At 35.7% G+C, this 12,647-nt stretch carries 5 protein-coding genes and 1 pseudogene; 3 read left to right on the top strand and 3 right to left on the bottom strand.

What is annotated here, in order from left to right:
* Nucleotides 1-824 precede the first annotated feature (824 nt).
* The 3 genes and pseudogenes from F6K54_RS28665 to F6K54_RS28655 all read right to left on the bottom strand — a co-directional run bounded on the left by F6K54_RS28665 (nucleotide 825) and on the right by F6K54_RS28655 (nucleotide 6,056).
* The gene (locus F6K54_RS28665; protein ID WP_293085301.1) at nucleotides 825-1,745 is read right to left on the bottom strand and encodes a 2OG-Fe(II) oxygenase; all 921 of its coding nucleotides are present in this window, start codon (nucleotides 1,743-1,745) and stop codon (nucleotides 825-827) included.
* A gap of 1,223 nt (nucleotides 1,746-2,968) precedes the next feature.
* Entirely contained in the window at nucleotides 2,969-4,513 is a 1,545-nt protein-coding gene (gene purH / locus F6K54_RS28660) for a bifunctional phosphoribosylaminoimidazolecarboxamide formyltransferase/IMP cyclohydrolase (protein WP_293085298.1), read from the bottom strand.
* Between the two features lie 334 nt (nucleotides 4,514-4,847).
* A pseudogene (locus tag F6K54_RS28655) lies at nucleotides 4,848-6,056 on the bottom strand (RNA-guided endonuclease InsQ/TnpB family protein).
* A gap of 1,373 nt (nucleotides 6,057-7,429) precedes the next feature.
* Between F6K54_RS28655 and F6K54_RS28650 the strand changes: the two are divergent.
* The 3 genes from F6K54_RS28650 to F6K54_RS28640 all read left to right on the top strand — a co-directional run bounded on the left by F6K54_RS28650 (nucleotide 7,430) and on the right by F6K54_RS28640 (nucleotide 12,101).
* Nucleotides 7,430-8,287: a M20/M25/M40 family metallo-hydrolase gene (locus tag F6K54_RS28650; protein WP_293085295.1), complete on the top strand. Its 858-nt coding sequence runs from the start codon at nucleotides 7,430-7,432 to the stop codon at nucleotides 8,285-8,287.
* 723 nt (nucleotides 8,288-9,010) lie between these two features.
* Nucleotides 9,011-10,276, top strand: a complete 1,266-nt coding sequence (locus F6K54_RS28645) for a caspase family protein (RefSeq protein ID WP_293085292.1) — start codon at nucleotides 9,011-9,013, stop codon at nucleotides 10,274-10,276.
* Nucleotides 10,277-11,045: 769 nt separating this feature from the next.
* Nucleotides 11,046-12,101, top strand: a complete 1,056-nt coding sequence (locus tag F6K54_RS28640; protein WP_293085289.1) for a WG repeat-containing protein — start codon at nucleotides 11,046-11,048, stop codon at nucleotides 12,099-12,101.
* Nucleotides 12,102-12,647 lie beyond the last annotated feature (546 nt).

The following is a 12,647-nucleotide window of genomic DNA, read 5'->3' as shown; positions in this document are numbered from 1 at the left end:
GCCCAAATCTTGACCAAAATCCGCTCCTAAATTGAAGCATTACCACTTAAAACCTTGCACTTTTTGATACTTAAAAAGGCTAAAACCTTTATGTATAAATACTTTTAGATTTAATCAGCAAGCCCTAATTAACACTAATTAGGGTTTGTCGAAAAAGTCCGTTGTTAAGGGTAGGAGTCAGGAGTCAGGAGTCAGGAGAAATGGGAATTATAGAGGAGGGAGTTTTCATTAATGGATAATTGATAATGGATAATTGATAATTACCTCTGGTTAAAACCGTTACAGAATTGAATATAAGGAAATATCCTAGCACTTTTTTTTCCCTTTAAAAGGGGAGGCTTTCAACCATAATTATTAATTATTCGATAATTATTAATTGGGTGCATCTCATAGCAAGCAAAAATACTTTTTTCCTATATATTCCCTGTTCCCTGTTCCCAGCTCCGGTGTTCCCTAAAAGCAATAACTTTTTGGCTTTATTCACGCATTGAGATGCACCCTATTAATTATTTTTGTTGTAAGCATTTAGCCTTCAGTTATTAGCTAGCCTCCTATGGTCGAAACTGCATTATCAGCTATTAATTTTGAGGAAGATAAAAGCAATCTTTGAAATTTAGGAAAGAATAAAAATTACTGATAAAGTTACCTGAATAAATCTTATAAGTAATTACTAATTGCTGTTAACCTAGTTCCTCCGGAGGAGGCTAGCTGACTGCTAATAGCTGTTTGCGCAGCATTCCGCAGGAAATACTTACTTTTTGTTTGCCCGAAATATGCTGTAATTATTAATTATTAATTATTCATTATTAATTATTAATTATTAATTATTCATTATTTCTCCGTATCCAACCATTAATAGTAAATCGACTATCTGAAAAAGCTTTAGAGGGGCAACTTACTGATAAAACTTCGTGCAGATAACGACTTAGAAAAAATATAATACTATTATTTTTAGGTTCTATAGTTTTAAATGTGTCAGCTTTAACATAATATTTCCCTTTAATTTGACTATCGTAAATTATTAATTCACCACCTGTAAATGCTTTGGGTTCTTGATAAAAATAATAAACATAAGTAAAAACTCTAGTAGCAGTATCAGGAGAACCATTATCATTGTGAATTTTATAGAAATTATTATCGTTATGAGCTGTTAACTGACTTTCAATTTCGCCAATTGAAAATTCTGGAATATTTAACTTTTTTAACGCATCAGGTAAAACTTCTTTAATTCTGTTGACTATCAATTCTCGAAATTTTGGAAAGGAGTGTAATACTAGAGAACGACGATAATTTTCTGCTTTAGTTGATGTTGTAGTTGGTAAAAAATCTGATTGTCTTTGCAAAACATAATTAAATAGTTGTTGATTTTCTGATTGGGTGAGAAAATTTTCTATGAGTAAATAATGAGATTCTAAATTGTCTGTTGTAGAGGGAGGAGGAGGAGTAGAAGTTTTGATATTAGATTGAGTATCTTGTGACTGTAAATGCTGCAAATATATTGGTGGTTCCGTCACCATTCCGACTAAATGTTCGCTAGGAAAACATAAAGCAGAATGACCTTCTCCTATAGGAATTTGAAATAGAGTAGAATTTTCTGTTTTTTGATGTTTAGATAATAGTGTTTTGGCTAAAAGTTGGAGTAATGGTGCATCAGATTTGAGATAAATAGTATATTGATGTCCTCCTGTTAATAAGAGGTTAATTTTTACTTCTTGAGGTAAATTTTGTGGTGGAGTAACTATCATAATTTTTGCCAAATAATCAATTATTTTAGGGGGTAGAGAGTATGAAAGTAGAGGAGTAGGTAGTATGGAAAACTTTTACTCTTTATTTAATTTTTCTATATGCCAAATTAGGTCTTCCCTAACTACAAAAAAAGTTAATCGTAATATTTGATATTAAGTTGGTTAATAGACATCTCCAGAAAATAAATAAACCTTTTAATTAGAGCAGGCTAAGGATACAAAAAATTCACCCTTTTCGTAAAAATATCTTACCTGTTGCCTGTTGCCTGTTGCCTGTTGCCCACTCCTGCAAAAAGTCTATATCTTTATTCGGAGATGTCTAGTCTATTAGTGTGTAATGCTTCAAACCACATCCTACTTTTTTCTCATCCTAAGTAGACTATGTTTTGCCTTACCACTTCCAGAAACAAGAGTCAGAAAAATTATATGAATTCTTACTGACAACTGATAACTGAAATAGCGACTGTTATACTTATACAAATTTTTACCGAATAATTAAGGTTTAAAGCCTCTCCTTTCAAGGAGAAACAAGAAAAAATTTTCCTTTTATTCAATCCTCTTCCTTTTAGGGAGAGGTAATTATCAATTATCCATTATCAATTATCAATTATTGAATAATTTACTTATACCAAATCCGGTTATTCCTCCAACAACATAAGTTAAAAGTCATACATTAAGATTTTATAGGCTAAAAATTTTACCCTTTTTTCATTTCAAAAGTTCTGATAAGTAAGCAGACAAAATTAACTACATAAAATTAAAACTAAAACCTTTGTCTACTGGCGAATAACCCAATATTTAACGAAGTCAGAAGTCAGATAGGGGAGCCGTCGGATTGGCGACGTACAGAAGTTATTTTTGTAACAGGGATTTTAGCAAGACTCCAAAAATATTTTGCCTTAAAAAGCGGGGGTTTTAGACCCAATTATTTTGATAAATATTTCTGTACAGGTACTTATCGTACAAAAATTATCAATCATACCAATTCCCAAAAGTAGTCCTATACTTAGCTAAAACTTCAGTTATCAAGTAATTAACACAGGTTTAATAACTTATTTCCTAATTATTAGCCAGTTAATGCTAATTATTCTGGTTTTTGTCTCTCCCTGTACGGACGTTGCATGCAACTTCCCTACCCACTCCCTTACTCCCCTACTTAAGAAAGTGTAGAAAAGTTTTTGAGAAATTGTATTATTTCCCCCTATTCCCTATTCCCTATTTTCTTAATGTAAAAAATGACGCATTCCAGTTAGTATCATTACTAAACCTAACTCATTTGCAGCAGCAATAGAATCTTTATCTCGCATACTACCTCCTGGTTGAATAATCGCAGTTATTCCTGCTGCTGCTGCTGTTTTTACAGAATCATCAAAAGGGAAAAAAGCATCACTAGCTAATACTCCTCCAATAGCCTTTTCTCCTGCTTGCTCCAAAGCAATTTTTACTGCCCCAACTCGATTCATTTGACCAGCACCAATACCAGCAGTTGCTAAATTTTTAGTCACCACAATAGCATTAGACTTAACGTGCTTTACCACCTTCCAAGCAAACATTAATTCCTCCATTTGTTCAGCAGTCGGTTGTTTTTCAGTAACAACTTTCCAATCACTAGAATTTTCTACTGCATCATCAGCAGCTTGTACTAAAAAACCACCAGCAATTACCTTTATAGTTTCCGACGGACTTTGTTTTAAATCAGGTGAAATTAACACTCTTAACTTAGATTTCTTCTGAAAAATTTCCTCCGCTTCTGGTTCACATCCAGGAGCAACTACACATTCTAAAAAAGTCTTAGTCATAGCAGTAGCAGTAGGAGCATCAATAGATTTATTCAAAGCAACAATTCCCCCAAAAGCTGAAACAGAATCTCCAGCAAGAGCTTCTTCATAAGCTGCCAAAATAGTATCAGCAACTGCTACTCCACAAGGATTTGTATGTTTAAGAATTGCCACAGTAGGAGCATCAGAAAATTCCGTAATAATACGTCTGGCTGCTTCTAAATCTACTAAATTGTTATAACTTAATTCTTTACCTTGAAGAATTTTACTTGCCGCCCAACCACTAGCATTAATTCCGCTTTGATACCAAGTAGCAGATTGATGAGGATTTTCTCCATAACGCAGAGATTTAATATTTTTACCAGAGAGGAAAAATGTTTCTTTTTCCTGTTCAGAAGTTGGTTGTTGTTCTTGTAAATAAGTAGCGATCGCCTGGTCGTAAGTTGCTGTATGTTTAAATCCTGCTAAGGCACATTTTTGACGAAATTCTAATGATATTTCACCCTGATTTTTCCGTAGTTCTTCCAAGTATGAATTATATTGATTAGGGTTACATAAAACTGTTAGATGAGCAAAATTTTTAGCCGATGCTCTTAACATTGCAGGACCGCCAATATCAATTTTTTCAATTGCTTCTGCTAGAGTAACTCCTGGTTGAGAAATTGTTTGTTCAAAGGGGTATAAATTAACAACAACTAAGTCAATAGGTCTAATATTATTAGCATTTAATTCTTCAATATCTTGCTCTAAATCTCTTCTTGCTAATATACCTCCATGAATCCGAGGATGTAATGTTTTAACTCTACCTCCAAGAATTTCTGGAAATCCCGTATAGTCAGATACTTTTGTTACAGAAATTCCTGCTTCTTTGAGAGTTTTAGCAGTACCGCCACTACTAATTATTTCATAGTCAAATTCTGTAACTAGAGTTTTTGCTAAATCAATGATACCTGTTTTATCTGATGTACTGAGTAATGCTAAACCTGTCATTAATTTCAAATCCTAACTTAGATAACTGACAGTCTATATTTTAAGAATCAAAATTAAGATATTGAAACTCTGCGGATTATTTTAATATTTTTGATCATTCAGCCGTCAGCTATCAGCTATCAGCTTCCTAATAATTACTTATTATATTAGACATCTCCGATCGTAAAAAATCAAATCAATTATCACCCATAAATTATCAATTATTTCCCCCTACTGCCTACTCCCTATGGGTGGAGGAGATGTCTATTACAGGAGAAATTAATATTAAGAGTTTTCATACAATTACAAAGCCTTAATTAGAATCAACCCTGTTGACATCCTCCCGACGCTGCTCTTACGAGACAGCGCGGGATTCCTTAACATCACTGTTAGGGGCTTTCTGTTTCTTAGCACCAGCATAAACGAGATTTACTCCCCTCGGGTCTTACAGTCGCTCCACAGACTGACACTGCGAGTCCCGCAGCCAAAATATTTATTGCAGCATTAATGTCTCTGTCATGGTGAGATGCACACTCTGGACAATCCCACTCTCTTACTCTTAGAGGTAATTTTTCTACTATATGTCCGCAATTAGAACAACGCTTAGAACTAGGAAAATATCTATCAATCTTGATTAATTCCCGTCCATACCAATCAGCCTTGTACTCTAATTGCCTGACTAATTCGGACCAGTTGGCATCACTTATTGCTTTTGCTAACTTGTGGTTTTTGAGCATATTCTTTACTGCTAAATCCTCAACTACAACAGTTTGATTTTCTCTGATTAATTGAGTGGTCAGCTTATGGGTATAATCAAGCCTTGAATCTTTAATTTTTGCGTGTATCCTGGCTACTTTCAGCCTAGCCTTTTGGTAGTTATTAGATCCCTTAGTTTTTCTAGATAGAGACTTCTGGGCTAACCTCAGTTTCTTGTGTAATTTGTTTAGATTCTTTGGGTTAGCAAATGTTTCTCCATTACTGGTAGTTAAAAGACTGGTGATACCTAAGTCAATACCTACTTGTCTGTTAGTCGGTTTGAGTCTCAAATCTCTGGTGTCGTTGACTCTCAAAGATATAGACCATCTACCAGAGGGGTCAAGTTTGACAGTAATTGTACTAGGCACACAGTTTTGGGGTAGTTGCCTACTCCACCTTATAGGTAATGGGTCAGAACATTTAGCGATCTGAGACTTTACTATCAAACCATTTGAAAGCAGACTTTGTAAATTCAGCACTACCGCCCCATACGTTTTTTCTTAAAGTTAGGATATTTTGCACGTCCACTGAAAAAGTTAGCGAAAGCAGTTTGTAGATGTCTCAAGCCTTGCTGTAATGGGACGCTACTGACTTCTTTTAGGAAATCTAAATCTTCCTGCTTTTTCCAATGAGTCAGCATAGCAGAAGTTTGCTTATACCCTACTCGTTCTTGTTTCTCGTACCAAGCTTGAGTCCTTGCTGCTAAAGCTTTGTTGTAGATCAGTCGAACACACCCCAATGTTCTGCGCAACAGGTTTTCCTGTTCTGGAGTAGGATAGAATCTAAACTTGTAAGCTTTCTCAACCATTTACTGCTTGCTTATTCTAAGTTTAGATTTTAACATATTATATGTGAAAGGGCAACATTGATTGGCATTCCCATACGACGCTCCCGACGAGGAGAGCGCGGGTATAAATGCCAACATTTAGATAAATGCAGTTTTAACTACTAGAACAGCTAATTCGGGTTTGCTGATTAAGTCTCAAAGCATTGACTGATATTGGTAAGTGCCTTTTTAGGTCTGAAATACCTTGGTTTTCAGCTCCAATCGCTCAAAAAGTTAGTATTTTGGGCAAGATAGAGGTAGAAAATCAAGGGAAGATTCTTCTAGCTGCCTCTTCTCGGAATCTCATTTCTCCTGGATTCACCGATTCTGAATTCTGGCTCCTCCTCTGAAAAAAATACTTTTTCAGCAAACCCTAGGTAAAATCTAAAGTCAGAAAATGGTCTAAGTTACATTTTCGCTCATCACCATGAGTTCCAATGGCCCTGATTTTAGTTGAGAGGCTTAAAACTAACGAAAAAGTCCCACAAAAAAAGCCAAAAATCTGAAAACTTGGGTGCATCTCAATGCGTGAATAAAGCCAAAAATTTATCGCTTTTAGGGAACACCGGAGCTGGGAACACCGGAGCTGGGAATATATAGGAAAAAAGTATTTTTGCTTGCTATGAGATGCACCCGAAAACTTAGACTCAATTTTTGGTTAATTTACCTTCTTTTTTCACCCAAAACAATCTTGGGAAATTTTTTCGTAGTCTAAACTCCAGCTTTTAGGGACAAGAAAAAATTTTCATTATTAGTCAATCCTATCCGCTTTCAAACAGAGGTAATAATTAGGGTTTGCTGAATAAAGTCTTATGGGTGAGGGTAGGAGACAGGAGACAACCCACCCCTCGCCCCTCCGGTGGAGGGCAGGGCTGTTTCATTCTCAATAGACACGGGGACACACCAGACACACCAGACACGGAGATAGAGGCTTTTAATTTATGATTAAATTGACTTTTCACCATTTTAGTCAGAGCAAAAGGAGCGTTATTGGCGCTCAAAATCAGCCAATTTTGGTAAATTTTGCTATTCTTTGATCCCCATTACTCCTATTCTCCCGCTGATCGTTAACTTGCGATACTTTGAAATAGCCCTGCTCCGGTGGAGGGGAAGACAGGAGAAATGGCTTGGGAGCGAGAAAGTAGGAGTAAGAATTGTAGCTTGGTTTTTCTGCCCAACTATGCGCCTAAAATACGCTCCATGCATGAGCATGAAGAGCTGAAAACCAAGGTATTTCAGACCTAAAAAGGCACTTGTCTTTATATGTCAATGCTTTGATATTTAATCAGCAAGCCCTTATTAATTATTCATTATTAATTATTCATTATTCATTGTTAAACTATTCCCTTTTAAATATGACATTTAATTTACAAGCAAGATTACAAAATCATCTGAATGAAATAGTACGCGATCGCGACCCATATCTAGCATCAGGAGGACATTTTTATGTCAGACAATATATCGCTCGGCAGTTGTCACAGTGGGGAAATGTAGAAGTTGATGAATTTCAGATAACAGGCAAAACTCATCAAAATTTAGTGTTAAATTTACCCTCTATTAATAATAGTAAAAAACAGAATTTAGCACCAATATTAATTGGCGCTCATTATGATGCAGTGCCAGGTACCCCAGGAGCAGATGATAATGCAACTGGTGTAGCAGTTTTACTAGAATTAGCCAGAGAATTTTCATCTCAACCATTGAAATATCCAGTTAGTTTAGTTGCTTTTGATATGGAAGAATATGGATTATTAGGTAGTCAGCATTATGCCGAAAAACTTAAACAAAAACAACAGCAACTTAGACTAATGATATCCCTAGAAATGCTCGGTTATTGTGACTCTACTCCCGGTTCCCAAAGTTATCCTACAGGGTTGAAATATTTTTATCCAAACCAAGGTAATTTTATTGCATTAATTGGTAATTTATTGACCATTATTGAGATGTTCCAAATGAGTAGAAAATTTAATAAAATAGGAACGAATTGTCAGTTTTTGCCAGTACCAAATCGAGGTTTAATTGTACCTGATACCCGTCGCAGCGACCATTCTCCATTTTGGGATAGAGGATATAACGCTATAATGATTACTGATACTGCCAATATGCGGAATCCTAATTATCATCAAAATAGTGATAGGATTGAAACTTTAGACTTAAACTTTCTCACAGGAGTTTGTCAGGGATTAATTGTCGCTCTTAGAAATATTGTTTAATATAAAATAATAAAATTTTTGCTACAAATACGCACGGTTATTTCCAGGAGTCAGAAGTCAGTAGGAATAGCCTATATATCATTTAGCTAGAGTCAAACTCTGTTTTTAGTAAATTCGATATTTCTAGGTAAAGTCTTTTAAGTAGAGAAATTATTCGTAGCATTCTTTTTTATATTTCATATATAGCTGTTTTCACCCTGGAGAGGTACATCAAAGATCCCCCTAAATCCCCCTTAAAAAGCTATCCCTTATAAGGAACTCCTGAAACCCTGTAGATGGGGTGATGGGGTGATGGGGTGATGGGGAGATGGGGGGATGGGGAGGAAAAATCCTGTCTGCAGTTCTCAAAAAAATGTATTTTTCAATACACTTTTCTCCCAAAAAAGCCTTTGAGAGGCTTATACATAACTTGTTTGTTTTGTCAAGTTTTATGTTAAGAAAGATGTTTATAAAGCATAGCTTCAAAAGAGGGACTTCCAGTTTCCCCCCTTGTCATATCATGTCCGGTAGCATCGGAGCCTGTATAAAATCAAGGTGACACTCTTGAGAAAACCTTCTGCCTCCTGCCTCCTGCCTCCTGCCTTCTGTACACCAAAGTCTAATTATTCAACCGGACATGATATCAAGGGGGGTTAGGGGGGAACTCCAGCAGTTTACCTCAAACTTACTGAGAAATGCTATAAAAAATAAAATTGGAAAAATCTAGACTAATAAATTATAATTATGCCAAAAAAATCTACAATAAAAAAACTGATTTTAGGATTAATATTTCTAGCATTCGGAAGCATACAGCAAGTAGTAGTAGCAGATAATAATTCCACAAAAATCAGCCAACAAAAAACTCATAATTGTCAAATAGATCAGCAACAACCAAAATTTTTAGTATTTGGAGGAGGTGGTACTCCAGCGAAAAATGAAATTGCCATTGAAAAAAATGTACTTTACTTTCAACGTACCCTAGAAAAAATCGGATATAACCCATTAGCAGCTACAACATTTTTTGCTAATGGCAATGATGGGCAAGCCACAATTCGCTACATTGATGAATTAGGAAAACAACGATTTAAAGTACCAGAAATTCCTAATGTTCAGGGCAAAGCAACATTAAAAAATCTTCTTAATTGGTTTCAAAAAGCTGCCAGAGAAACATCTCGTCGCCCTATATTTTTTTACTTTACAGGTCATGGCATCAAAAACCAAAATAATAATAATAATAACGCTCTAATGCTTTGGGGAGACCGACCTCTAACAGTTCATAAATTATCACAAACTCTGGATAAGTTACCCCAAAATACTCCAGTAGTAACAATGATGGCTCAATGTTTTTCCGGTTCATTTGCTAATATTATTTATCAAGGTGGTGACCCCAATAAACCTATAGCACTTCAGAGTCGTTGTGGTTTTTTTGCTACTATCAAAACCTTGCCTTCAGTGGGCTGCACTCCAGAAGTAAACGAAGCAGATTATAAAGATTATAGTTCCAGTTTTTTTGCAGGATTAAGTGGTTATAATCGTACTGGAAAAAGAGTGGCTTCAGCAGATTATAATCGAGACGGAAAAATTAGTTATATTGAAGCTCATAGCTTTGCGAAAGTAGACGAAAAAACCATTGATTTACCAGTTTCAACTTTAGAAGTATGGTTACAAAATCAGGCAAGTAAAACCGATATGAAATTAATTTGGGAACAACCAATTATTAATCTTTTATCCAAAGCACGACCAGAGCAACAATATGTAGTTAAATCAATAGTCAAAATGTTGAATTTCGACCCGCAAAAATCTTACATAGAAAATGGTGGAGGAAGCTTCACCGAACAAGAAATTAATGATCAAATAGAACGAGCATATTTTCTCCGTTTAGGAATGGAATTAATTAATATTGGTGTAGAAGAAAAAATTATCAAAGCTTCAGATAAAACAGCGATCGCTATTTTTGAGCGTCTACTAAAATGCGAAGCAGGTATTCCGGGAAGGGGAGTAGGGGAGTAGGGGAGTGGGGGAGTAGGGGAGTGGGGGAGTAGTAAACATAATAATAATTAATGCTAACCAGGGTGCTAATTATCAAAACAAGTGATTATGTCTGCGTTAATTACTTAATAATTGAAGTGGAGTATAAGTATAGTATTACTTTTGGTAATTTGCATAATAGAACTATTGTAAAAACTTTAATTGTAAGCATTCAGCAGTCAGCTATCAGCTATCAGCTTTATTACCTTGAGTGTACAATTTAAACTCGTTGTTATTGTACTTCAATTCTTTGTTTAAAATGTAAGCATTCAGCTATTAGCTGTCAGCTATCAGCAACAAGACTCTCTCATATAGGACAGTGTTTAAATTAACAACTGACTTTAAGAAAAAGGGAAGCAACTTTTTTAGTAAGACAGTTAATAGAGCTTTGATCCTAAACTAAAAGCAATAGCTGATAGCTGATGGCTGACGGCTGAATGCTTACTTTAAAATTGTAGTAGAAGTTAAGCAAATACTTGCTTCATTCATTAAAAAACTGTTTGCGTAGCATTCCGCAGGAAGAGCTGACCCCTAATAGCTGAGTCCTTACCTTTAATTAAATCAATTAAAGATATGAAATCAACAATTTTATCTCCCTATTCCCTATTCCCTATTCTCTATTCCCTGACTTCTGCAAAAAGTCTAGTACAAATAGATATGAACCATGATATAAATGACCAAAACCTAAGAATATTAAATCTAGTTATACAAATTAAAGAATTAACTAGAAATTGGAGGAAAATCGTACAAAATGAAACGCTCTCTATATTTATTTATAAGTCTAGCTATTTTAGGGTTAACATCCTGTAGCGCAGTCAAAGAAATTCAGGAATTAATTGATCCACCCCCACCACCAACTCCCACAGCATCCCCTGTCAAAAAAAAAGTCAGAAAATTATTTCCGATTCAGCAAAATGGAAAATATGGGTTTATTAACAAGATGGGTAAAATAGTTATCCCTCCAAAATTTGAGCGGGTAAAAAACTTTTCAGAAGGATTAGCAGCAGTAAGAATTGCAGAAAGATGGGGCTATATTAATGAAAAAGGAGAAATAGCTATCAAGCCAGAATTTGAGTCTGTTGTACGCTTTTCCGAATCTTTAGCGGCAGTCAAAAAAATTGGTCAGAGATGGGGTTACATTAACAAAAGTGGAGAAATAGTAATTCAACCCCAGTTTGAAGAGGCGGTCTACTTTTCTGAAGGTCTGGCGCGAGTTACAATTGATGGTAAGTGGGGTTATATCGATAAAACTGGCAAAATAGTGATTCAGCCAGAATATGGAGGACAAACAGGGCGTGGGTTCTTTGTGGATGGATTAGCTGCAGTGAGAATTGGCAGTGCTTATGAATATGGGTATATAGATGCGACTGGAAAAGTGATAATTGAGACAAAATATGATTTTGCTGGAGATTTTATCAATGGTTTAGCAAGGGTCAAAATTGGGGATAGGTGGGGGTATATTGATAAAACTGGTAAGGAATTTATTAGGCCACAGTTTATTTTTAATCAAACATTCTCCGAAGGGTTAGCAGCAGTAAAAATTGATGACAAGTATGGTTATATAGATATTTCTGGCAATAGAGTAATTCAACCACAATATGATTTTGCTGGCAACTTTTCAGAAGGTATAGCAGAAGTCAGGATTGATGACAAGTATGGCTATATTAATGCTTCTAATGAGATGATTATTGAGCCAGAGTTTGATAATGCTTTTGGGTTCTCCAATGGTATTGCAGAGGTGTGGGTAGACGGAAAAAAAGGTTATATAGATCAAATTGGCAGATTTGTCTGGAATTTAAGTAATTGAAGAAGGCAGGAGGCAGAAGGCAGCTATGCTGAAGGGAATATTGGTTCAAAGGGAGAAGGTTTTTGAACACTAATTATCCGGACATGACATTATAAAGTAGATTCCTCTCATAACAAGTGCAGAGATTAACAATTAAATGAATGCAAGTGCGGGCATCTTGCCCGCTTCGGGGTGTATATCACCCTTGGTAGAATCTGCTATAAATAAGCGAAGCGTAGGGGCGTTAACGATAGTTATGCGAAGCAAACGGCAGTTCGCCCCTACAGGAGTAGGGAGTAGGTAGAATAAAGAGATTTGCGATCGCAAGTGAAAGGATAATTTTTTTCATAACTAGGGTTTGCTGATTAAATATCAAATAACTACCAGATAAAGGTTTGAGTCTTTTTAGGTATTAAAAAAGTACATGGTTTTCAGCTCTTCATGCTCAAAAAGTTAGCACTTTTAGCGCATAGTTGGGCAAAAAAATTCTCCCCTACTCCCCTACTCCCCTACTCCCCTACTCCCCTACTCCCCTACTCCCCTACTCCCCTACTCCACTACTCCCTT

The sequence above is a fragment of the Okeania sp. SIO3B5 genome (genome assembly GCF_010692555.1).
GTDB lineage: Bacteria > Cyanobacteriota > Cyanobacteriia > Cyanobacteriales > Microcoleaceae > Okeania.
Note: the sequence above shows the minus strand (reverse complement) of the source record. Positions and strands in the feature narration are given on the sequence as shown.

Excerpts from the sequence above, each read along its gene's own strand:
- F6K54_RS28640 (WP_293085289.1), top strand. The coding sequence starts at position 11,046 with ATGAAACGCTCTCTATATTTATTTATAAGTCTAGCTATTTTAGGGTTA.
- F6K54_RS28650 (WP_293085295.1), top strand. The coding sequence starts at position 7,430 with ATGACATTTAATTTACAAGCAAGATTACAAAATCATCTGAATGAAATA.
- F6K54_RS28645 (WP_293085292.1), top strand. The coding sequence starts at position 9,011 with ATGCCAAAAAAATCTACAATAAAAAAACTGATTTTAGGATTAATATTT.
- F6K54_RS28665 (WP_293085301.1), bottom strand. The coding sequence starts at position 1,745 with ATGATAGTTACTCCACCACAAAATTTACCTCAAGAAGTAAAAATTAAC.
- purH (WP_293085298.1), bottom strand. The coding sequence starts at position 4,513 with ATGACAGGTTTAGCATTACTCAGTACATCAGATAAAACAGGTATCATT.